General features: G+C 65.8%; 25 protein-coding genes. 10 read left to right on the top strand and 15 right to left on the bottom strand.

Going from position 1 to position 21895, the window contains the following annotated elements:
- Positions 1 to 25 precede the first annotated feature (25 nt).
- From KC8_RS14650 to KC8_RS19905, 6 genes are read right to left on the bottom strand one after another with little or no spacing between them, the layout of a single operon-like run.
- Positions 26 to 430, bottom strand: a complete 405-nt coding sequence (locus tag KC8_RS14650) for a hypothetical protein (RefSeq protein ID WP_232455552.1) — start codon at positions 428 to 430, stop codon at positions 26 to 28.
- Between the two features lie 55 nt (positions 431 to 485).
- The gene (gene gloB / locus KC8_RS14655; RefSeq protein WP_010124228.1) at positions 486 to 1214 is read right to left on the bottom strand and encodes a hydroxyacylglutathione hydrolase; all 729 of its coding nucleotides are present in this window, start codon (positions 1212 to 1214) and stop codon (positions 486 to 488) included.
- Positions 1211 to 2278, bottom strand: a complete 1068-nt coding sequence (locus KC8_RS14660; protein ID WP_010124230.1) for an NAD(P)H-dependent flavin oxidoreductase — start codon at positions 2276 to 2278, stop codon at positions 1211 to 1213. Before KC8_RS14660 ends, gloB begins: the two co-directional genes overlap by 4 nt.
- The gene (locus KC8_RS14665) at positions 2272 to 2685 is read right to left on the bottom strand and encodes a VOC family protein (RefSeq protein ID WP_010124231.1); all 414 of its coding nucleotides are present in this window, start codon (positions 2683 to 2685) and stop codon (positions 2272 to 2274) included. Before KC8_RS14665 ends, KC8_RS14660 begins: the two co-directional genes overlap by 7 nt.
- 58 nt (positions 2686 to 2743) lie before the next feature.
- The gene (locus tag KC8_RS14670; protein ID WP_010124232.1) at positions 2744 to 4297 is read right to left on the bottom strand and encodes a methyl-accepting chemotaxis protein; all 1554 of its coding nucleotides are present in this window, start codon (positions 4295 to 4297) and stop codon (positions 2744 to 2746) included.
- Positions 4294 to 4620: a hypothetical protein gene (locus KC8_RS19905; RefSeq protein WP_010124233.1), complete on the bottom strand. Its 327-nt coding sequence runs from the start codon at positions 4618 to 4620 to the stop codon at positions 4294 to 4296. The genes KC8_RS14670 and KC8_RS19905 overlap by 4 nt, the downstream gene beginning before the upstream one ends.
- Positions 4621 to 4910: 290 nt before the next feature.
- On the opposite strand from KC8_RS19905, the gene KC8_RS14675 reads away from it, so the two are divergent.
- The gene (locus KC8_RS14675) at positions 4911 to 5276 is read left to right on the top strand and encodes a UrcA family protein (protein ID WP_010124234.1); all 366 of its coding nucleotides are present in this window, start codon (positions 4911 to 4913) and stop codon (positions 5274 to 5276) included.
- Between the two features lie 114 nt (positions 5277 to 5390).
- Here KC8_RS14675 and KC8_RS14680 read toward each other — a convergent pair whose 3' ends face one another.
- Complete coding sequence (locus KC8_RS14680) at positions 5391 to 6140, bottom strand: LytR/AlgR family response regulator transcription factor (RefSeq protein ID WP_010124236.1); 750 nt, start codon at positions 6138 to 6140, stop codon at positions 5391 to 5393.
- A complete protein-coding gene (locus KC8_RS14685) occupies positions 6130 to 7410 on the bottom strand; it encodes a sensor histidine kinase (protein ID WP_010124237.1) in 1281 nt (426 codons plus the stop codon). The genes KC8_RS14680 and KC8_RS14685 overlap by 11 nt, the downstream gene beginning before the upstream one ends.
- 170 nt (positions 7411 to 7580) lie before the next feature.
- On the opposite strand from KC8_RS14685, the gene KC8_RS14690 reads away from it, so the two are divergent.
- The 3 genes from KC8_RS14690 to KC8_RS14700 all read left to right on the top strand — a co-directional run bounded on the left by KC8_RS14690 (position 7581) and on the right by KC8_RS14700 (position 10358).
- Entirely contained in the window at positions 7581 to 7841 is a 261-nt protein-coding gene (locus KC8_RS14690; protein WP_010124238.1) for a hypothetical protein, read from the top strand.
- Between the two features lie 50 nt (positions 7842 to 7891).
- The gene (locus tag KC8_RS14695; RefSeq protein ID WP_010124239.1) at positions 7892 to 8416 is read left to right on the top strand and encodes a sterol desaturase family protein; all 525 of its coding nucleotides are present in this window, start codon (positions 7892 to 7894) and stop codon (positions 8414 to 8416) included.
- A 127-nt stretch (positions 8417 to 8543) separates the two neighbouring features.
- On the top strand, positions 8544 to 10358 hold the full coding sequence (locus tag KC8_RS14700; RefSeq protein ID WP_158217667.1) for a methyl-accepting chemotaxis protein: 1815 nt from the start codon (positions 8544 to 8546) through the stop codon (positions 10356 to 10358).
- Between the two features lie 22 nt (positions 10359 to 10380).
- Here the strand turns inward: KC8_RS14700 and KC8_RS14705 are convergent, their stop codons facing one another.
- From KC8_RS14705 to KC8_RS20540, 4 genes are read right to left on the bottom strand one after another with little or no spacing between them, the layout of a single operon-like run.
- A complete protein-coding gene (locus KC8_RS14705) occupies positions 10381 to 11070 on the bottom strand; it encodes an endonuclease/exonuclease/phosphatase family protein (protein WP_010124242.1) in 690 nt (229 codons plus the stop codon).
- Positions 11071 to 11080: 10 nt separating this feature from the next.
- Entirely contained in the window at positions 11081 to 12511 is a 1431-nt protein-coding gene (gene tldD / locus KC8_RS14710; protein ID WP_010124244.1) for a metalloprotease TldD, read from the bottom strand.
- 19 nt (positions 12512 to 12530) lie between these two features.
- On the bottom strand, positions 12531 to 12770 hold the full coding sequence (locus KC8_RS14715) for a zinc-finger domain-containing protein (RefSeq protein WP_010124245.1): 240 nt from the start codon (positions 12768 to 12770) through the stop codon (positions 12531 to 12533).
- A 33-nt stretch (positions 12771 to 12803) separates the two neighbouring features.
- Complete coding sequence (locus KC8_RS20540) at positions 12804 to 12938, bottom strand: hypothetical protein (protein ID WP_257789630.1); 135 nt, start codon at positions 12936 to 12938, stop codon at positions 12804 to 12806.
- Positions 12939 to 13046: 108 nt separating this feature from the next.
- Between KC8_RS20540 and KC8_RS14720 the strand changes: the two genes are divergently transcribed.
- From KC8_RS14720 to KC8_RS14740, 5 genes are all read left to right on the top strand, one after another.
- Positions 13047 to 13970: an ABC transporter ATP-binding protein gene (locus tag KC8_RS14720; RefSeq protein ID WP_029624361.1), complete on the top strand. Its 924-nt coding sequence runs from the start codon at positions 13047 to 13049 to the stop codon at positions 13968 to 13970.
- Positions 13963 to 15546 (top strand): L-aspartate oxidase, encoded by a 1584-nt coding sequence (gene nadB, locus KC8_RS14725; protein WP_010124249.1) that lies wholly within the window; start codon positions 13963 to 13965, stop codon positions 15544 to 15546. The genes KC8_RS14720 and nadB overlap by 8 nt, the downstream gene beginning before the upstream one ends.
- A gap of 187 nt (positions 15547 to 15733) precedes the next feature.
- Positions 15734 to 18511, top strand: coding sequence for a DNA polymerase I (polA, locus tag KC8_RS14730; RefSeq protein WP_010124251.1), 2778 nt, complete (start codon positions 15734 to 15736; stop codon positions 18509 to 18511).
- Positions 18512 to 18651: 140 nt separating this feature from the next.
- Positions 18652 to 19158, top strand: coding sequence for a Dps family protein (locus KC8_RS14735; RefSeq protein ID WP_010124252.1), 507 nt, complete (start codon positions 18652 to 18654; stop codon positions 19156 to 19158).
- Positions 19159 to 19288: 130 nt separating this feature from the next.
- Entirely contained in the window at positions 19289 to 19462 is a 174-nt protein-coding gene (locus KC8_RS14740) for a DUF1328 family protein (RefSeq protein ID WP_010124255.1), read from the top strand.
- A 77-nt stretch (positions 19463 to 19539) separates the two neighbouring features.
- Here KC8_RS14740 and KC8_RS20120 read toward each other — a convergent pair whose 3' ends face one another.
- Entirely contained in the window at positions 19540 to 19716 is a 177-nt protein-coding gene (locus tag KC8_RS20120) for a hypothetical protein (protein WP_010124257.1), read from the bottom strand.
- A gap of 164 nt (positions 19717 to 19880) precedes the next feature.
- On the opposite strand from KC8_RS20120, the gene KC8_RS14745 reads away from it, so the two are divergent.
- Positions 19881 to 20228 carry a hypothetical protein gene (locus tag KC8_RS14745; RefSeq protein ID WP_010124258.1) on the top strand — a complete coding sequence of 116 codons (348 nt, stop codon included), beginning with the start codon at positions 19881 to 19883 and terminating at the stop codon, positions 20226 to 20228.
- Positions 20229 to 20248: 20 nt separating this feature from the next.
- Here the strand turns inward: KC8_RS14745 and KC8_RS14750 are convergent, their stop codons facing one another.
- Both KC8_RS14750 and KC8_RS14755 read right to left on the bottom strand, forming a co-directional pair.
- Complete coding sequence (locus tag KC8_RS14750) at positions 20249 to 21094, bottom strand: SDR family NAD(P)-dependent oxidoreductase (RefSeq protein WP_010124259.1); 846 nt, start codon at positions 21092 to 21094, stop codon at positions 20249 to 20251.
- Positions 21095 to 21106: 12 nt separating this feature from the next.
- Positions 21107 to 21865, bottom strand: a complete 759-nt coding sequence (locus KC8_RS14755; RefSeq protein WP_010124260.1) for a glucose 1-dehydrogenase — start codon at positions 21863 to 21865, stop codon at positions 21107 to 21109.
- Positions 21866 to 21895: the final 30 nt, after the last annotated feature.

A 21895-nucleotide genomic window follows, 5' to 3' on the forward strand; every position in this document is an offset into this window, starting at 1 on the left:
CAATGGCCGGGCGTTGCGGGCAGCTTCACTTCTTCTTGCGGTATTCGATAAATGGGCCAAGCGCGCAGGAACCATAGTCCATCGGCGAGGGCGGATCGATCACCCGGACGATATCGACGCTGCACAGATTGCCCGTGGTCAACCGGGTGACAAGCGCGCGGCCGGGTTGCAGCGCCGAACAGCGCCCGCCGGATGGCCGGTTGACGAACCAGCGGTCCCCGCTCACTTCGTAGATGATCGCGGTGTCGTCGGCGATCCGGGTACTGCGCACAGTGCGCAGATTGATGCACGATCTGGTGCCGACCGGCTCGAATTTTTCCAGCGCGGCCTGCGCCTTTTCGCCCAGCGGCACCTCGGTCGCTTGTTCCCCCGAATGCGCACAGCCAGCCAGCAAGGCGCCAGCGGCGAAGAACGGGATGATCCGGCGCATCGTCATATCCATCCCCCGAATTACCTGTGGGAACGGAAGTGTAACATGATGATCGCTAGCCGCGAAACGCATCCTTGGCGGCGCGCCGTTCGGCCAGTTCGGCGATGCTGCGCGCGCGCATGAACGGGTTGGTGGCGCGTTCCAGTGCGATCGTGGTGGGCACGGTCGGTTCATTGCGGCTGCGCGCGGCATCGACGTCGGCCATGCGCGCGATCAATGCGGCATTGTCGGGTTCGGCCACCAGCGCATAGCGCCCGTTCGACTGGGTATATTCGTGCGCGCAATAAACCGCTGTTTCGGGCGGCAGCGCTTCCAGGCGGCGCATATTGGCGAACATGTCGGCGGGCGTGCCTTCGAACAAGCGCCCGCATCCCATCGCGAACAGCGTGTCGCCGACGAAGGCCGCCTGTTCGGTGGGCAGATGGAAGGCGATGTGGCCGGCGGTATGCGCGGGCACGGCGATCACGTCGGCCACCACCGCGCCGAGGTGGACGCGATCGCCGTCACCAACCTGCCGGTCGAGCGTGGGGATGCGTTCGGCCTCCGCCGCCGGGCCGGTGATGGTGCAGCCGGTGGCTTGCCGGATCGCGGCGTTGCCGCCGGTGTGATCGGGGTGCCAGTGGGTGTTCCAGATCTGCGTGATCCGCCAGCCGCGCGCGTCCGCGGCCGCCAGCACGGGTTCGGCCACGGCGGGATCGATCACCGCCGTTTCGCCGCTGGCCGCATCATGTGCCAGCCAGACATAATTGTCGGAAAGAACGGGAATGCGGACGATTTCGATCATGCGGGCCAGCCCTTGCCGGTTCGGCCGATCAGCGCAAGCGCATCGGCGGCGAGATGTTCGGCCAGCATCTTGGCGGGCATGGGCCGTACCAGTGGCGCGGCCTGCCCGGCCCATAGGGAGCCGAAGCCGGCGGAGTCCTCGGTCCGCAGGCGGGATAGCGCGCCGCTGGCGTGGGGAAAAGGCGGGGCTTCGGCGCGAACCGGCCCCAGCGCGTCCATCAGCCGGTTGGGAATGCCGCGCGCCAGCCCGCCGGTGAACAGGTTGGTGAACACGGTGCGTTCGGCCGCTGCACTGCCCAGCGCCGCGCGATGGGGTTCATGGATCAGGCTTTCGGGGCAGGCGAGGAAGGCGGTGCCGATCTGCACCGCGCTTGCCCCCAGCAGCATCGCGGCGGCGATCCCGCGTCCATCGGCGATGCCGCCGGCGGCGATCACCGGCAGGTCGATCGCGTCGACGATCTGGGGCAGCAGTGCGAACAGGCCCATATGCGCGGCCGGATCGCCGCCCAGGAAACGGCCGGCATGGCCGCCGGCTTCCCAGCCTTGGGCGATCACCGCGTCGATGCCGTGCGCGGCAAGCCAGCGCGCCTCGGCAACGCTGGTCGCGCTGGACAGGATCAGCGCGCCGCTGTCGCGCACCTGCGTCAGCAGGGGGGCGTCGGGCAGGCCGAAATGGAAGCTGACGATTTCGGGGCGCAATTCGGTGACGAGATCGGCCATCGCCGCATCGAACGGCGCGCGCAGTGGCGGCGGAATGGCGGGCGGGCCGACATGAAATTCGGCATAATAGGGCGCCAAAAGCGCCTGCCACGCGCTTTCGTCGGGGGCGGCATCCAGCCGGTGGCAGAAGAAATTGATGTTGATCGGGCCGCTGGCGCGGGCGCGCAGGTCATCCACCTGGGCGCGCAATGCGTCGGGGGTAAGGAGGGCGGCGGGCAATGCGCCCACGGCGCCCCCCGCCATCGCCCCGGCCGCCAGCCCGACCCCGCCCGCCCCGGCCATCGGCGCCAGCAGGATGGGGTGGGCGGAACCGAGCCGCCCGAGAAAGGCGGATGCGGCTACCATGTCCCCGTATTGGGCATCGATGCCCATGGTTCCTGGGGCGGCAGATGGCCGTCCTGCAGCAGTTCGATCGAAATCGCGTCGGGCGTGCGGACGAACGCCATATGGCCGTCGCGCGGCGGGCGGTTGATCGTCACCCCGGCGTCCATCAGCCGCTGGCAGACCTCGTAGATATTTTCCACCCGATAGGCGAGGTGGCCGAAATTGCGCCCGCCATCATAGCCGGCTTCGTCCCAGTTATGCGTGAGTTCGACCTGCGCGCCTTCATCGCCGGGCGCGGCCAGGAAAATCAGGGTGAAGCGGCCGGCTTCATTGTCCTGGCGGCCGACTTCCTTGAGGCCGAGCAGTTCGAAGAAGCGAATCGTCGCGGCCGGATCGGACACGCGGATCATGGTGTGGAGATATTTCATCCCCCCAATTTAGGCCGATTGCGCCGCCGTGCAACGGCGTGTGGCGCGGCGCTTTCGCTCAGGCCGCGCGCAACTGGGCGATGAACCGGGCGGTGACCTGTTCGAGCGTCGTGGCGTTCGCCATCAGCGCGCCGGCGGCTTCCTCGACATCATGGGACACGCGCTGCGCCGATGACGCCGCGTCGGCGACCAGGGTGATACGGATGGCCATGTCGTTGGCGCCGGCGGCCGTGTCGGCGGCATTGCCTTCGATTGCGCGGGCGGTGCGCCGCTGTTCCTCGATCGACGTGCTGATCCCGGCGGATGCCTCGGACAAGGCGGCCACCGCGGTGGAAACATCGTGCAACGCGCTTTCGGCCTGACGGGTGCCGGCATGGACGGTGGTGATCAGCCCGGTGATTTCCGTGGCGGCGTTTTCGGTGCGCGTGGCCAGCGCCTTGACCTCGCCGGCCACCACGGCAAAGCCGCGCCCGGCATCCCCGGCGCGCGCCGCTTCGATCGTGGCGTTCAGCGCAAGCATGTTGGTTTGTGCGGCAACGGCCTGGATCATGTTGACGAACTCGCCGATGTTCGTCGCCTGGGTGGACAGTTTACGGACGGCGCCGTCGCTGGCGGTGGAGTTGCGTTCGGCTGTGGAACCGAGCGCGACCTGCTGGCTCACATTATCGGCAATGTCGGTGATCGAGCGCGACAGATCGGCGACGCTGGCGGCGACGGCTTCGGCCGCGGCGGTCGCCTGTGTCGCGGCGGATGCGACATCGGCCGCCTGCCTCCCGGTTTCGCGGGCAAGGCCGTTGAGGTTGCGGGCGGCCCCTGCGAGCCGTGCCGCCTCCGTGCCGACTGCGTGGGTCACGCCGGAAACCGAATTTTCGAACGCGGCGGCAAGCGCCATCAGTTCGGCTTTACGCGCGGTGGCGGCCTCACGCTGGGCGGCCTCGCGTGCTGCCTGGGCTTCGGTGGCGCGGCTTTCGGCGGCGCGGGCGGTTTCCAGCGCTTTTTCGGATTGGGCCTGTGCGACTTCTGCCCGGCCACGCGCGGCTTCGGCATCGGCGGCTAACATTTCGCTTTCGAGGCGCGCGGCGCTTTGATCGAGGATCAGGGTGCGCAGCCGGATGGTGACATAAGCCAGCGCCAGGAATTGCAGCAGCACCGCCAAGGCGTGGATCGGCACGCGCGCGGCATTGTCGGTGCCGTTGAACACCAGGCCGGGCGCGAAGATTTGCAGCACGAGGTGGTGGACGGCGATGATCGCCGCGCAGATCGCGATCGGCCGCCAGTCGCACAGCATGGCCAGCGCGGCCATCGCGACAAAGAAGTACATGTGCAGGTCCATCTGCCAGGCGTGATCCTGGAGGACATAGACGAACAGCGCCGGCTGGAGCGCGGCCATGACCGCCACGGCGCCCCGCGCGGCCATGTCATGCTGCTGGCGGACGACGGCGAGCGACGGCAGCAGGTTGATCAGGACGGACAGGATCATGGCCGTCCGGCCGTTGGGCGCAGCCAGGCTCCATGTGAGGATCACCAGCGCGAGCGTCGATGCCCAGCCGCCGATGGCGAGCAGGCGCAGGCCGCGCAGGTGAAGCGAATCGAGTTCGGCGCTGCGTGTCATGCCTGCACCCCGATCGCGGCGGTGCATCCCGCCGATGGCGAGGCGACAGAGACGATCCCCTGGCGCAGCAGCGGCGGGATAAGGGTGCGCCCATCGGCAAAGACGATGAGCGATCCGGGCAACGGGCCTGTGCTGATCAGGCGCGCGCCGTGCGCCACCGCAAGCGGGGCAAGCGTGCCGCCTGCCGCCGGGGTGAGGGGCACGAGCAATATCTTGCCGGTGGTCAGCGGGGGGCGAGCCATGGCCATCAGCGCGGCGATGCCGATCAGGCATTGAACCGCAAACAACCAGCCGCCGGACGAAAGCGAGGAACAGGAACGCATGGCCCCCTGTCGATCAGCAATATCTATTTTTTGTTAACCGGTTGGGTGGGTTCGCGCGATTCGTGGGGCGCTTCATGCCCGGCCTGCCGTTCGTCGGGCTGTGTCGGATGTTCGTCGGGCATCCACGATGTTGGTGGAGCCATGCGACCGTCCGGTCGAACCGGAGATGTGTGCGACGCCAGCTTTCCGTAACGAAAATGCACAGGCGGCGGATCGAAATCGCCCCGTCGCCAGGAAGGTTTCATCACCGTCAGGCCCCTGATCTGGCCAAGGTTCGAAGGAGAGTCACGATGTTCACGAATTTCGCACGTTCCACCTTCTGCGCGGCCCTCAGCGTGGCTGCTGCCGCAACGACCGTGCTCGCAACCGCCCCTGCATCGGCCCAGTCCACGGTCCGCTCGCAAGAGGTTCGATTCGCCGATCTCGACCTGACATCGGCGGCCGGCGTGACGGCGCTGGACCAGCGGATCGACCGGGCCACCCGTTCGGTTTGCGGTGTCAACGGCGCCCGCACGCTTCAGGAAATCACCGATGCGCGGCGCTGCCAGAAGATCGCGTTGAGCGATGTTACGCCACGGGTTCAGTTCGCGGTGGCCCAGGCGCGCAGTAACCAGGGTTATGCCAGCAACGAGGTCAAGGTCCGTTCCGGCCGTTAAGGGGCGTGATCCGACGGGAAATCGCCGGCACAGGCTTACGGAAACTAGTCCCTTCCATTGCGCTGGCGATGCGCCTCCGGGGTCCCTTGCCCCGGGGGCGCTTCTCGTTGGAGGTCAGCGGCCGGCCAGCGCCTTGGCGGCAGGAAGATAGGTGCGGCCGATGCGGATTTCGGTGCCGTCGGCCAGGTCGGCGTGCCACACGCCCAGCCCGTCATGCCGCAGCTTGGCGATCTGATCGCGCCGGACGATGGTTGATCGGTGGAGGCGGATGAACCGTTCGGGATCGAGCCGTCGTTCGAGTTCGCTGATCGTCTGGTGCAGGAGGAAGTTGCGCGGCCCGATATGCAGCCGCATATAATCGCGTTCGGCTTCGATCCGTTCGATATCGGTGGCGGCGATGCGGATCATTTCGGAACGATGCGGCACCCAGAATTCGTCCAGCCAATCGGTTGCGGCAACATTCGCCTGCGGCGCCTGCATTTTTTCCTGAACCCGCGCGACCGCCTTGGCGAGGCGATCGCCCGACACCGGTTTCAGCAGATAATCGACCGCGGCAACATCGAAGGCGGCGACCGCGAACTGATCGAACGCGGTGCAGAAGATGATCGCCGGGCGATCGGCGCGCGCCTCCAGCGCCTTGGCGACGCCCATGCCATCCAGCCCCGGCATGGCGATATCGCACAGCAGCAGATCGGGCTTGAGCGCATCGACCAGCCGGAGCGCCGCTTCGCCATCGGTGGCGGTGCCGATCAGATCGATCCCGGCGGTTTGGGCGCACAATATCTGCAGCCGTTCGATCGCCAGTGGTTCATCATCGACGACAAGCGTGCGCAGCGACCGTTCCGGCGCGCTATCAACAGGCATTGCGGTTCAGCGGCAGGAACAGGGTGACCGAGAAACCGCCATCGGGCAGCGCCCCCCAGCGGCAGCGGCTATCGCCGCCGAAGCGCGCGGCCAGCCGTTCGCGCACGTTGCGCAGGCCGACGCCCGTGCCGGCGATCCGATCATTTTCGGTCATGGGATCCCCATCATCCTCCACCGACAATACCAGCCCGTCCGAATCCTCGCGGGCGCGGATGCGGATCGTAACCGGACGGCGCGCGCGTGATACTCCATATTTCACCGCATTCTCAACCAGCGGTTGCAGGATCAGGCCCGGCACGCACGCGGTGCGCAGCGGATCGGGCACCTCCACTTCCACCTTCAGCCGATCGGGAAAGCGCACCGCTTCGATATCGAGATAGAGGCGCTGGAGACGGATCTCCTCGTACAGCGGCACATCTTCGGTGGGATCGGCCGTCAGGCTGGTGCGGAAGAAAGTGGACAGATTGAGGATCATCCGTTCAGCCTCCTCCTTCTTGTCGGTCAGGACGAGCGAGGAGAGCGAGTTGAGCGTGTTGAACAGGAAGTGCGGGTTGACCTGATAGCGCAGCGCGCGAAGCTCGGCCGATTGGGCGGCGGCGCGCAATTCGGCGGCCTCGCGTTCGGCCCCGCGCACGGCGGCGGCATAGCTGAGCGCAAGATAGAGCGCCGCCCAGGCGACGAAGAAGAAATAGCCGTTAGCCGCCTGATCGGCGATCGCCATGATCGGCGTCTTCTCCTCGTGCAGATACTCCTCTTCGTCGCCGCCGACCTGGATCGTCACCTGGCGCGTCGTGGGCGATGGCGGGGCTGGTGGAACCGGTGGCGCGGGCGGCGCTGCCTGCTGGCCGGGGGGTGATGGCAGGGGCGGCGGTGCGACGGGGGGTACGGTTTCACCCTTGCGGATGATCACGGTGGCCGCCTTCTTCTGCTTCTTTTCGAACATCGCTTTTTCGTCGAAACGATAGAAGACGAGCCAGTTGACCGTCGAATAGGCGATGGCGGCGGGCACCGCGAACAGCGCCGCGACGATGATCGCCTGCTTGAGCGATCGGCTGACCGGCCCGCGCAGGACCAGGTAGAACAGCAAGGTCAGCGCCATGCCGGCGAGCGTCACGATCGCGCGATAGGCCAGCATCTCGACCTGATGGTCGTAACCCAGCCCGGCGGCGCGCAGCGTGATGATCGTGAAATAGAACAGCCAGAAGCCGACGATCGACAAGATGACGACGCGGTGACTGAGCCTGGCCCGTGGCGGCCCGTTCAGATTCATATCCATCATCCAGCTATAACGCCGAAGTGCTGAACGGGGAGTGGCCTTGCGTCAACGTCCGTCGAACCGGGGTGGCTGTTCATCGAAAGTTCAGGTTGGAACCACGGGTTGCACCGGTCGGAACGGCCCGCGTTGCGGCGCGTTCTTGGGGGATTGTTAAGGAGAAACGCATGGCTCGTTCCCACCGCGCACAACCCAGTACCGCCGATCATCCCATCCCCAAGGTTCGCACCGCGCATGATGCGACGGACGACGCCCGGCTGCGCCGCGATCCGGCCGATGAGGACGCCAAGCTCGATGTGGCGCTGGACGAAACATTTCCGTCGTCCGATGCGCCGGCCAATACCCAGCCCGGCAAGGGGCGCGATCCCGCGCCGTCCAGCGGTTATGATGCATCGGCCGAACGCGCCCGCAAGCCGGCTGCAAAATAGGGCGGCCGGCAGGCTCGCTTCGCGGGCGGGCCGGCGGTATAGCCGGCCGCATGGCGTTCATCATCGGCCCGTTCCTGTTCCTTGCCGCGCTCATCGCGATGGAAGGGGTGGCTTATGCCGCGCATCGCTGGATCATGCACGGGCCGGGCTGGTTCCTGCATGCCAGCCACCACCGCCCGCGCACCGGCCGGTTCGAAGCGAATGACCTGTATGCCGTGATCTTCGCCGTCCCATCGTTCATTCTGATCCTGGGCGGGGTGCAGCTTGGCTGGGGGGCGGGCTATGCCTGGGCCGGGGCCGGGATCGCGGCCTATGGGGCGATCTATTTCGGCTTTCATGACGTTATCGTCCATCGCCGGATCGCCCATTCCTATGTGCCGCGGTCGCGGTACATGAAACGGATCGTGCAGGCCCATCGGCTGCACCACGCCGTGGAAACGAAAGCGGGGACGGTAAGCTTCGGCTTCCTTGTCGCGCCGCGCGCCGATGCGCTGAAGGCGGCGCTCGCCCGGAATGCCCGCGCCGGTGTCCGCAGCCCCCGAAAAGGCGCGGATATAAGCGGTTCCTCCCGCTAACGTTAACGGCCGCGTCACCGTAATTTAAGCTTTCCGGCCCACTTCTTCGTTGCAAATAAAACGAAGACTGGGTCGCAAAATGTCTAACATCATGTCGAGGTTGAAGATTTCCTCAAAAGTGCTGAGCGTGATCGCGATTCTTGCGATCGTGGCGGCGACGCTGGCCACGCTCGCGACGGTCAGTATGAACCGGATGACCGCCGATTATGACGCGCTGGCCGACAAAAAATTACCGGCGGTGCTGTCGCTGGCGCGGGCGCATCGCAACATCGAAGAAATGGGATATGCCGGCTATCGCGTCGTTCTGTATCCCGGTGTTTCGCCGGAAGCCAAGGCGGCCGCCGATCGCGTCCGCACGACGTACGAGGCGGCAATATTGTCGCTGCGCGAAGCAAGCGACGGTGAACCCAAAGTCGCGGCGGTAAAGGACAAGGCCGCCGCCCAGATCGAGGACGTTCACGATCTGGCCAAACAGGTGGTGGCGCTCGGGCTGGCCGATCGCGATGCCGATGCCCGCGCCGCGCTCGAACAGCTCGACGCGCGGATCAAGGCGTTTTCGGATGGCGTTGGCCCGCTGGTGAAGACGCTGGTGGCCGACAGCAACAGCCAGACCGATCGGTTGATGGAGTCGGCGCGCTTCGCGATCTGGGAACTCGTGATCATCAGCATCGCTGGCATCGTGGCGAGCATCGCCGCCGGCCTTTACGTCACGCGCGTCGGCATCACCGGCCCCCTGGCGAAACTGGGCGAACGGATGAAGGGCCTCGCAGCGGGCGACAATGCCGGGCAGGTGCCGGGGATCGATCGTGGCGACGAACTGGGCGTGATGGCCGGCACGGTCGAAATATTCCGTGAAAACGCGATCGCCAAGGCGCGCGCGGATGCGGAAAAGGCACGGGCCGACGCCGAACAGCAGATGGCGGTCGATATGGTCGCCGCCAGCCTCGGCCGGCTGGCCGATGGCGATCTGACGGCGCGGCTGGATGATCGCATCCCCGATTCCTACGCCCGGCTGCGCGACGATTTCAACGCCGCCACGCAGGCATTGCAGGATGCGATGGGGCAATTGGTGGAAAGCGCCGGCAGCATCAACACCGGCTCTGCCGAAATCAGCTCGGCGTCGGAAGATCTGTCGCGCCGCACCGAACAGCAGGCGGCGTCACTCGAAGAAACCGCCGCGGCGATGCACCAGATCACCACCACGATCCGTGAAACCGCACAAGGCGCCGGCCATGTCAGCGCGTCGGTCGCGGAAGCGCATGGCAGCGCCACCGAAGGCGGGCGGATCGTGCGCGATGCGGTGACGGCGATGGACGGGATCGAGGAATCGTCGCAGCAGATTGCCCAGATCGTCGACCTGATCGACGGTATCGCGTTTCAGACCAATTTGCTGGCGTTGAACGCCGGGGTCGAAGCGGCGCGGGCGGGCGACGCCGGCAAGGGCTTTGCCGTGGTCGCCAACGAAGTGCGGGCGCTGGCGCAGCGTTCGGCCGATGCGGCCAAGGACATCAAGGCGCTGGTGGCAACCAGTTCGAAACAGGTGGACGCCGGGGTCAGGCTGGTCGGGCAGACCGGCGATGCGCTTGGGCTGATCGTGACCAAGGTGGCCGAAATCGCTTCGCTTGCGACACAGATATCGACCGCGACCGAGGCGCAGGCGTCAAGCCTCCAGCAGGTGAACATCGCGGTGGGCGAAATGGACAAGACCACCCAGCAGAATGCCGCGATGGTCGAGGAATCGACCGCCGCCGCGCGCAGCCTTGCCAGCGAGGCGGATCAGCTGGCCGAACTGGTCGGGCGCTTTCGCATCGGCGATCGCCGTCCGCCAGCGCGCAAGGCGCGGGCGGCTACCGTCCGCAAGGCGCTGCCGCGCGCCAATCCGGTGCATCATATCCAGGGCAATCTGGCCGCCGCCGTGGACGATGGCTGGGCTGAGTTCTGATCGATAGAGGGCGAAGTGCCGGTTACAGCCGGAACTTCGCCCATACCGGCAGGTGATCCGACGCGCAGGATGATTTGGCCGATCGGTGGACGCCGCAATCGGCCAGATCCATGCCGGCATGAAACAGGATGCGGTCGAGACTCGCGACCGGGCGGCGGGTGTGAAAGCTGCGCCCGGTTTCCGCCGCACGGAACGCTGGCCGGAATTCGGCAAGGCATCCGCCCAGCCGCGCCCATTCGTTAAGATCGCCCATCATCACGGTGGGCATGGCCGGCCGCGCCGCGATCTGCGCCAGGATGGACCGCACCTGCCGCTTGCGCCACAGCCCCGACAGATCGAGGTGCATGCCGACGACGCGGATCGCCGTGCCATGGACGCGCAGATCGGCCACCACCGCGCCGCGCGGTTCCAGCACGGGCAGGTGGAGCGGCGCGTGGGCCAGAATCTCGATGTTGCGCTTCACCAGAATGGCGTTGCCGTGCCAGCCGATCCCGCCGGGGCGGATATCATAATCGACCGGCTTGTAGGCGCTATGTTCGGCGATCATGTCGACCGGGATCGCCGAGGTGCGCGATCCGAAGCGGCGGTCGGCCTCCTGCAACGTCACGACATCGGCGTTGATCTCGTGCAGCACATCCAGGATGCGGGCCGGGTCCCGCCGCCGATCGGTGCCGACCGCCTTGTGGATATTGTAGGTCGCGAACGTGATCATGCGCGCGGGCTCAGGCCGCGGTTCCGCCCACCGTCAGCCCTTCGATCAGCAGGGTCGGCTGGCCGACGCCGGCGGGGACGGACTGGCCACCCTTGCCGCAGATGCCGACGCCTTCGTCGAGCGCCATGTCGTTGCCGATCGCCTTTACCTTGGTCAGCGCGGATGGGCCGTCGCCGATCAGGGTCGCGCCCTTGATCGGGGCGCCGATCCGGCCGTTTTCGATGCGATAGGCTTCGGTGCAGGAAAACACGAACTTGCCCGAGGTGATATCCACCTGGCCCCCGCCGAAGCTGGTGGCGTAGATGCCGTTCTTCACCCGCGACAGGATTTCGGCCGGATCGTCATTGCCGCCAAGCATGAAGGTGTTGGTCATCCGCGGCATCGGCGCATGGGCGAAACTTTCGCGCCGGCCGTTGCCGGTGGCGGGCACGCCCATCAGCCGCGCGTTCAGCCGATCCTGCATATAGCCGACGAGGATGCCGTCTTCGATCAGCGTGTTGCGCTGGGTCGGCGTGCCTTCGTCGTCGATGCTCAGCGAACCGCGCCGGTTGGCGATCGATCCGTCGTCGATCACGGTGACGCCGGGGGCTGCCACCCGTTCGCCGATCCGGCCGGAAAAAGCCGATGTGCCCTTGCGGTTGAAATCGCCTTCCAGCCCATGGCCGATCGCTTCGTGCAGCAGCACGCCGGGCCAGCCGGGGCCGCACACCACGGTCATTTCGCCAGCGGGGGCCGGCACCGATTCGAGGTTGACGAGCGCTTGGGCCAGCGCGGCATCGATCGCGCGGTTCCAGGTCGCTTCCTCGAACAGGTGATCGTAGAGATAGCGGCCGCCAAGGCCGAAGAAACCGGTTTCGCGCCGGCCATTCTGTTCGGCGACGATCGACACGTTCAGCCGCACCAGCGGGCGCACGTCATGCGCGACGAACCCGTCGGGCCGCACGATTTCAACCACGCTCCACGATCCCGACAGGCCGACCGTGACCTGGGCAACGCGCGGATCGCGGGCGCGGGCGGCCGCGTCGATGCGCTGGCACAAGGCGACCTTGGTGGCGAAGGGGACGAGGCCCAGCGGATCATCCGCCGTGTAGAGCGCGGCGTTGGTGCGGCGCGGGGCTGCGGCCTTCACCGCCTTGGCCGGATCGAGCAAGGTCATCGTTTCGGCGGCGCGGCGGATCGCGGCTTCGCTGATGTCATTGGCGTGGGCGAAGGCGGTGGTTTCGCCGGATACCCCGCGCAGGCCGAACCCGGCCTGCGTGTTGTAGTCGGCGGTCTTCAGCCGGCCATCATCGAAGCCGAAGCTCTCCGACGTGGCATATTGCAGGTAAAGTTCGCCATCATCGCAACCGCGAAGCGCATCGGCGGTCAGGCGCAGCGCGCCGTCCGGGTCGAGGGCATTGTCGCGATAGAGGAAGCGGCGGGGATCGGCGGGAATAGTCATGCCCCCCGATATAGGACGATCAGTGGCCGGAACCAGCCTGATTGTCGACGACTTGCACGTCGGCGCCACCGGAAATGTCGGCCGGGCCGCCGATCAAGATGAAACGGCGGTCGCAATAGCCGCAATCGGCATAGCCGCTTTCGTCGATCTGGAGCCAGACGCGCGGATGGCCGAGCGCGGCCCCGCCGGGAATATCGGTAGCCCCATCGCAAGCGACACGGGACGCGGAAACGCGGACGGATTCGGGCGGCGGCAACATGGAACAGCCCCTAGCGCAGGCGTGGGGCGCGGTTCAAGCCGTCTGAACGATGGCGACGATGGCCGCCTGCACGGGATGCGACGGTGTCAGCGTCGCCAGCACGGCGGCGAGAACGGCGGCACAGGCCAGCGCGCGGCGCGACCGGCGAAGATGAAGATCGTGAAACATAGGGTTACAATGCGACGCCGGCGGTAAAGATCGTGCTAAGAAATACGGTTAATGCGGCCTGCACGCGGCCTTTGCGCGGGCGGGCGCGGGCGGCTAAAGCCTGATGCCATGACCGAAGCCGCGATCCGCATCCTCGACCTCGCCAAAACCTATGCCGGTGGCAAACAGGCGCTCAAAGGCGTCAGCTTCGATGTGCCGCGCGGCCAGATTTTCGGCCTGCTCGGCCCCAATGGCGCGGGCAAATCGACCTTGATCAACATCCTGTCGGGGATGGTGAACAAGACGTCGGGCACCGCCGAAATCTGGGGGTTCGATATTGCGCGCGATCATCGCAACGCCAAGGCGTCGATCGGCATCGTGCCGCAGGAAATCGTGTTCGATCCGTTCTTCACCCCGTTCGAGACGCTGGAGATTCAGGCCGGCCTCTATGGCGTGCCCAAACATCTGCGCCGATCGATGGAATTGCTGCGCGCCGTCCACCTTGATGACAAGGCCCATGCTTATGCCCGCTCGCTTTCGGGGGGCATGAAGCGCCGGCTGCTGGTGGCGAAAGCGATGGTCCATGCGCCGCCGGTGCTGGTGCTCGACGAACCGACCGCCGGTGTCGACGTCGAACTGCGCCAGCAGCTCTGGGCCTATGTCCGCGAACTCAATCGCGGCGGGGTCACGGTGGTGCTGACGACGCATTATCTGGAAGAGGCCGAGGAGCTGTGCGATCGCATCGCGATCATCAACCACGGCCAGCTGATCGCCAACGAACCGACCCGCGCGCTCGTCAACATGGCGCGCGAAAAGGCGGTGGAGGTGACGGTCGATCGCGATCTGACGGCGGTTCCGTCATCGCCCCTGTTCGATAAAATCGAACTGAAAGGCGAACGCACCGTCGTCATCACCTATGACAAGGACAGGCTGAATGCGGGCGGCGTGCTGGCCGCGTTGCAGGCCGAAGGACTGGGTATCGTCGACGTTTCGACGCGCGAGGCCGATCTGGAGGATGTCTTCCTCAATCTCACGCGGGCGGCCAATGTCTAACAATTACGACGTCATCATCATCGGTTCGGGCGCCGCCGGGCTGACCGCGGCGCTCAATCTCGCCGAACGCCACAAGGTGGGGGTGATCGCCAAGGGCGGGCTTTCCGAAGGGTCGACCGCGTGGGCGCAGGGCGGCATTGCCGCCGTGCTCGAACCCGGTGACAGTTTCGACGCGCATATCGAAGATACGATGGTCGCGGGTGCCGGCCTCAACAATCGCGCGGCGGTGGAATTTGTCGTCGGCAATGCCCCGCGCGCGATCGAACGGCTGGCCGAACTGGGCGTGCCGTTCAACCCCGGCGAATCCGAACGCTGGCATCTGACGCGTGAAGGCGGGCACAGCCACCGCCGCATCGTCCATGTCGACGACGCGACCGGCTGGGCGGTGCAGCAGGCGCTGGAAAAGGCCGCGTTCGCGCATCCCAACATCACCCTGATCCCCGATATGGTGGCGATCGATCTGGCCACCGGCCGCCATGGCGAACGCTATTCGGGCGAAGGCCATGTCTGGGGCGTCTATGCGCTCAACCGCAAGTCCGGCCGGGTCGAACTGTTCACTGGCCGGGCGACGATCCTCGCCACCGGCGGGGCGGGGCGGACGTATCTCTATTCGACCGCGCCGCGCGGTGCCACCGGCGACGGCATTGCGATGGCGTGGCGCGCCGGCGCGCGGGTGTCGAACATGGAATTCATGCAATTCCACCCGACCTGCCTTTACAATCTGGAGGTCAAGAATTTCCTGATCACCGAAGCGGTGCGCGGCGAAGGCGGGCATCTGAAAATCCCGACGACCGGGCACCGTTTCATGCCCGATTTCGATCCCCGCGCCGAACTTGCGCCGCGCGATGTGGTGGCGCGCGCGATCGATCATGAAATCAAGCGCCTCGGCCTTGATTATGTCCATCTCGATATCAGCCACATGCCGGCCGATTTCGTGCGCGAACATTTCCCCAACATCTACACCAAGCTTCTGGGGCTGGGGATCGACATCACCACCCAGCCGATCCCGGTGGTGCCCGCCCAGCATTATACCTGCGGCGGCGTGGTGGTGGATCTGAAGGGCCGCACCGATCTGCCCGGCCTTTATGCGGCGGGCGAAGTCACCCAATCGGGCCTCCACGGCGCGAACCGGCTGGCGTCCAACTCGTTGCTCGAATGCCTGGTCTTTGGCGAGGCGGCGGCCGGCCACATCATGCGCCATTGGGATGAACTGCCCAGCCCGCCGCCGATCCGTCCGTGGGATGAAAGCCGTGTGTCGGATTCGGACGAAGAGGTGATCGTCCAGCATAACTGGCGCGAAATCCGCCGCTTCATGTGGGATTATGTCGGCATCGTCCGCACCACCAAGCGGCTCGAACGCGCCCACCACCGCATCCGCCTGCTGCGGCGCGAGGTGGAGGAATATTACGGCAATTTCCGCGTGACCCCCGATCTGATCGAACTGCGCAACCTGGTCGAGGTCGCCGAACTCATCGTCCGCTCGGCACTCCGCCGCAAGGAAAGCCGGGGGCTGCACTATACGCTCGATTATCCCGATCCGCTGGCGGTGGCCAAGGATACGGTGCTGGTGCCGTGATCGGGGGCGCTGTTTGACGCGTGTCGTGGCTGGTTCGGGGGGAAGCTGACGACGGAAGCGGAAGCAAAACCTGCTGACCACCCTCAACGTCGCTTAAAATTTAAGCAGTTTTCCGGCGGGCACCCACGCCCCCTTCCGCTGCGCGATGACGGTGGATGGCGTGCCCGGCTTCGGCTAGACGAAGGCCATGGCTTCCAACCACCTCTATCTGATCGACGGCTCGGGCTATATTTTCCGCGCCTATCACCGGCTGCCGCCGCTCACCAATCGCCATGGCGTGCCCGCCGGCGCGGTCTATGGTTTCACGACGATGTTGTGGAAGCTGGTCGATGCGCTCCACAAGGAGGACGGGCCAACCCATCTGGCCGTGATCCTCGATGCCGCGTCGAAGACGTTTCGCAACGACATGTACGACAAGTACAAGGCCAATCGCCCGCCCGCGCCCGAAGATCTGATCCCGCAATTCCCGCTGATCCGCCATGCGACGCGCGCCTTTTCGGTGCCGTGCATCGAACAGGCGGGGCTGGAAGCCGACGATATCATCGCCTGTTATGTCGAAGCCGCGCAGGCCGCCGGCTGGGCCACGACGATCGTGTCGTCCGACAAGGATCTGATGCAGCTGATCCGCCCCGGCGTCGACATGCTCGATACCATGGCCAACAAGCGCATCGGCCGGGATGAGGTGATCGAGAAATGGGGCGTGCCGCCCGAACAATTGGGCGATGTGCTCGCTTTGATGGGCGACAGCGTCGATAACGTCCCCGGCGTTCCCGGCATCGGCCCTAAGACGGCAGCCCAGCTGATCCAGCAATATGGCGACGTCGAAACCGTGCTGGCGTCGGTGGGCGAGATCAAGAAGCCCAAGCTGAAACAATCGCTGATCGACCATGCGGACAACGCACGGCTGAGCCGCGAGCTGGTGCGCCTGAAATGCGATGAGCCGCTGCCCGAACCGCTCGACGATCTGGCGTTGAAGGGCATTCCGCCCGAACCGCTGCGCGCCTTCCTGGAGGATCAGGGTTTCAAGTCGCTGTTGCTGAAGGTCGGCGGGGCGAGCGATCATGCGGTGGGCGGGGCGGCGAGGCCGGCATCCGCACCGGTGACACCAGCACCGATCGAGGCGGTGGACGAAGCCCCGTTCGATGCCGCGGCCTATGAAACCATCGTCACCGAAGACGCGCTCGATCGCTGGATTGCCGAAGCGTTCACCGCCGGGGTCGTCGCGGTCGATACCGAAACCGACAATGTGGATTGCATCCGCGCCGAACTGGTGGGCATCAGCCTGTCGATCACGCCGGGCAAGGCCTGCTACATCCCCGTCGGCCATGGCGGCGACGGGCTGTTGAGCGCGCCGCCGGAACAGCTTTCCCGCGCGCTGGTGCTGGAAAAGCTCAAGCCGCTGCTGGAAGCGCCGGGCGTGCTCAAGGTCGGCCAGAACATCAAATATGATCTGATCATGTTCCGCCGCAACGGCGTCGATGTCACGCCCTATGACGATACGATGCTGCTGAGCTACGATCTCGATGCGGGCCTGCGCGGGCATGGCATGGATGAACTGTCCGTCGCCCATCTTGCCCACCAGCCGATCCCGTTCAAGGATGTGTGCGGCACGGGCAAGAGCCAGATCACGTTTGACAAGGTGCCGCTCGACCGCGCGACCGCTTATGCCGCCGAGGATGCCGACGTCACGCTCAGGCTGTGGCGCAAGCTGAAACCCCGGCTGGCGCGCGAGGGGGCGACGCGGGTCTATGAACTGGTCGATCGCCCGCTGGTGCCGGTCGTCGCCGAAATGGAACGCGCCGGCATCCATGTCGATCGCGAGGAACTGGCGCGCCTGTCGGCCGAGTTCGCATCGCAGATCAGCATCCTCGAACGCGAAATCCACGGCCTTGCCGGCAGCCCGTTCACGATCGGCAGCCCCAAGCAATTGGGCGAGGTGCTGTTCGAACGGATGGGGCTGAAGGGCGGCCGCAAGGGCAAGTCCGGCGTCTATTCGACCGACGTCAACGAAATGGAGCGGCTGGCCGAAGATGGCGTCGAAATCGCCACCAAGGTGCTCGACTGGCGCCAGCTTTCGAAGCTGAAATCCACCTATACCGATGCGTTGCAGGCGCAGATCAACCCGGCCACGGGCCGCGTCCACACCAGTTTCAGCCTGGCGGTGGCGCAGACCGGGCGGCTGTCGTCGACCGATCCGAACCTGCAGAACATCCCGATCCGCAGCGAAATGGGCCGCCGCATCCGCGATGCGTTCGTGGCGGAACCCGGCATGGTGCTGCTGTCGGCCGATTATTCGCAGATCGAATTGCGGCTGGCAGCCCACATGGCCGATGTGCCGCAGCTGAAGGCGGCGTTCGCCGAAGGGGCGGACATCCACAGCATGACCGCGCAGGAATTGTTCGGCGAGGTCAATCGCGACACCCGCGCGCGCGCCAAGACGATCAACTTTTCGATCCTCTACGGCATCTCCGCCTTTGGCCTGGCCGGGCGGCTGGGTGTCGATCGGGGCGAAGCGCAGGCGATGATCACCCGCTATTTCGATCGGTTCCCCGGCATCCGCGACTATATCAGCGAAACGCTGGCCGCGGTGCGCGAGAGCGGCCACAGCACCACTTTGTTCGGCCGCAAGACGCACCTGCCGGGTATCCGTTCGTCCAAGCAGGGCGAACGGCAGGCCGCCGAACGGCAGGCGGTGAACGCGCCGATCCAGGGCACCAGCGCCGATATCATCAAGCGGGCGATGGCGCGGATGGGGCCGGCCTTGGCGGCGGCGGGGCTTGGCCATGTCCGCATGTTGCTGCAGGTGCATGACGAACTGGTGTTCGAATTGCCGCCCGCCGATGTGGATGCGGCAAGTGCTGTGATCCGCACGGTGATGGCGGGGGCCGCCGAGCCGGCGGTGCGCCTGAGCGTGCCGCTGGGCGTGGAGATCGGCACCGGGCGGAGCTGGGGGGCGGCGCACTGATGGCCGCGGTCGCAGCGGTTCGATCAGCCTGATCGAAAATTTCGAGCGGTTTTCCACGCGATTGATGCCACTATTTTGGCTGTTGATCGTTAGACACGCGAATCGATAATCTCATTGTGCTGTCGAACAGGAGGATATCCATGGCGAAGACGCCCAAGGCCAAGCCCAAGCTCGCGACCCCGACCGACCTGCAGAGCAATCAGGTGAGCAATGTTACCGATGCGCTGAATGCGATCCTTGCGGACAGCTATGCGCTCTATCTCAAGACCAAGAACTTCCACTGGCACGTCTCTGGCCCGCATTTTCGCGACTATCATCTGATGCTCGATGAACAGGCGACCCAGATTCTCGGCACGACCGACCAGATCGCCGAACGCGTCCGCAAGACGGGCGGGACGACCTTGCGGTCGATCGGCCACATTGCCCGCCTGCAGTCGATCAAGGATAATGACGCCGAATTCGTCAGCGCCGGCGATATGCTGCGCGAACTGCGCGAGGACAATCTCCAGCTGGTCGAAAAGCTGCGTGAAGCGAAGGATATCGTCGACGAAGCCAAGGATAACGCGACCAGCGGCATCCTCGACGAATGGACCGACCTCGCCGAACAGCGTGCCTGGTTCCTGTTCGAGGCCAGCCAGGGCGTCTGATCCGCATATCGCGGCCATGCCGAAATCAAAAAGGGAGGGTGCCGGCCTTGTCCGCGCCCTCCCTTTTTTCGTGGATGGAACGTCGCTCCACGCGCCGCGTTGATCATGGGCAGATGAAAGGACTTTTCATATGATCAAATGGGCGCTCATCTTCCTTGTGGTCGGGCTGGTGCTCGGCGCACTTGGGTTTGGCGGTCTTGGCGGCGCGTTTGTCGGTATCGCCAAGTTTCTGTTCTTCGTCGCGCTCGCCTTGTTCGTGCTGTTCCTGGTGCTGGGCACGGTGGCGGCTAAGAAGATCACCTGATCACCTGATCGCGGGCGCGCGGGCCTGCCTTGCGGGTTCGCGCGCCTGTATCCCGTTTAGGTATCCTGTTTATCCGGTCAGTGCAGCTTGGCGACCTTGATGCCGTCCTGCTTGGCGCGGTCCTTTACCGATTCCTCGCTGCGGGTCAGCGCCTTGGCGATCGCACGCAACGCCATGCCTTTTTCGGCAAGCCGGCGCAGCTTGGTCAGCTCATCGGCGGTCCACGGCTGTTTGTGTCGGACGAATTCGGCCATCGGTACAATCCCTTCTGCGCCCTCCTATCGCGGTGCGGGCACGCCGGATAGCCATGTCGGTGCCGCCGGTGCCGTTGTGCCGGATTGACGGATGCCGGGGCAGGGCCGAAACAATGGCCAGGGAATGACGGGGGTCAGACTGGTAAATCAGGGGGTTGTGGAACATGGCGCTGGCATTGTTCGCGCTGCTGCTGGCGTCGAACCCGGCATTGGAAGCGGCGCAGACCGCTTATGTTCAATGTCTTTCCGCCGAATCGGATGCGGCGTTGCGCGATCGCGTCCCGGTTGATCTGTTCGCCCATGGCGCGCAGCGTATCTGCGAGGCGGAGACGGTGGCATTCCGGGCGGCGGCCCGGCCGATGCTGCTGGCGCAGGCTGTCGGCAGGGCGGAAGGGACGGCCGAACAGGCGGCCGATGCCCGTTTCGCGGCGATCGACGCTACCAACCGGGCGGACTTGATTTCGGCCTATCGCAGCAAAATGCGCGCGCGCCGTGGTGGCCGCCCCCACTAGATTGGGGACGGCCGTCGCTGTCAGGCGGTCGGGGCTTCGCCGCGCTTCACCGCATCGATCACATCCGATCCGAAGATCGCGCGCGCAACGCCGGTCAGGTCCGGGTTGCGGCGCAGTTCGTGGCCGCCATCGACCGCGAAGCTCTGCCCCGTCACCCAGCCCGATTCCGGGCCGGCGAGGAAGCGGACGCCACGGGCGATATCCTCGGGCATGCCCGCCCGACCCAGCGGCATCTGATCGATGAACGGCTGGATGACGGCCGGATCCTCGAACATGCCAGCGGTCGCGTCGCTTTTCGTCATTCCCGGCCGGATCGCGTTGATCCGCACATTGGCGCTGCCCAGTTCGTCGGCGGCGGTGCGCAGGAACTGTTCAAGCCCGCCCTTGGCGGTGCAATACGCCCCAAGCCAGGGGAAGGGCATGATCGCGGCGGTCGATGAAATCAGCACGATCGTGCCGCCCTGTTTCATCCGGGGCACGCCGTAGCGCACCGCCAGGAAGGCCGTGATGATGTTGTAGTCGAGTTCGGCGCGGAACGAATCCGCGTCGTGCATCAGCAGCGGCTTGAATCCGCCGCCACCCACCGTCGGCACGATGATGTCCAGCCGGCCGTCGATGGCGAGGGCCTTGTCCAGCCCGGCTTCGACGTCGGCCTGCTGGCCGGCATCGCCGGCATGCAGTTCGATCCGTGCGCCGGGCACTTCGGCCAGCAGCCGTGCGCGGGTCTGTTCCAGCGCTTCCAGGCGGCGGCCCATCAGCAGGACGGCGGCCCCGTCCTGCGCCAGCAGCTTGGCGGTGGCGGCGCCGATCCCGCCGCTGCCGCCGGTGACGAAAGCGGTTTTTCCCTTCAGGGCAGCTTCGGTCATGATCGCATCCCCTTATTGGGCGGAAAGGCCGCCATCGATGACGAGGCCGTGGCCAAGGACGAAGCCCGATGCGGGCGATGCCAGCCACAGGATCGCTTCGGCGATGTCCTGCGATTCCCCGGCGCGGCCGATCGGATGGGCGGCGGCGACCGCGGCTTCGGCTTCGGCGGAGGTGCCGACATTATCGACCAGAATGGCGGTGCGCACGCCGCCGGGGCAGACCGCGTTGATGCGGATGCCGGCACGGCCATATTGCAGCGCGGCGGCGCGGGTCAGGCCAAGCACGGCATGCTTGCTGGCGGTGTAGGCGGGCTTGTTGGCGACCCCCGAAACGGATGCGAACGAGCCGACATTGACGATCGCGCCGCCCCGGCCTTCCATCGCCGCGATTTCGGCCTTCATGCACAGGAACACGCCGCGCGTGTTGATGCTGTGGATGCGGTCGAAATCCTCCAGCTTCCATTCGGCCACGGGCGCCACTTCGGGGTCCACGCCGGCATTGTTCACCGCGATATCCAGCGCGCCATAGGTGCTGACGGCGTGATCGACGATCGCCTGCACGTCATCCGGGTTGCTGACGTCGCAGCGCACGAAACTGGCGGTGCCGCCGGCCGCTGTGATCAGGGCGACGGTTTCGTCACCGCCCTTTTGCGACACGTCCCCGACAACGACCTTGGCGCCACCGGCGGCCAGCGCCTGTGCGGTGGCCCGCCCGATCCCGCCGCCCGCGCCCGTGACGAGGGCGACCTTGCCCGAAAAATCCTGCGCCATGCATTCCACTCCCAATGTGTTTGGACGGGA

Origin of the sequence: Sphingomonas sp. KC8 (genome assembly GCF_002151445.1) — a bacterium.
Taxonomy (GTDB): Bacteria; Pseudomonadota; Alphaproteobacteria; order Sphingomonadales; family Sphingomonadaceae; genus Sphingomonas_E.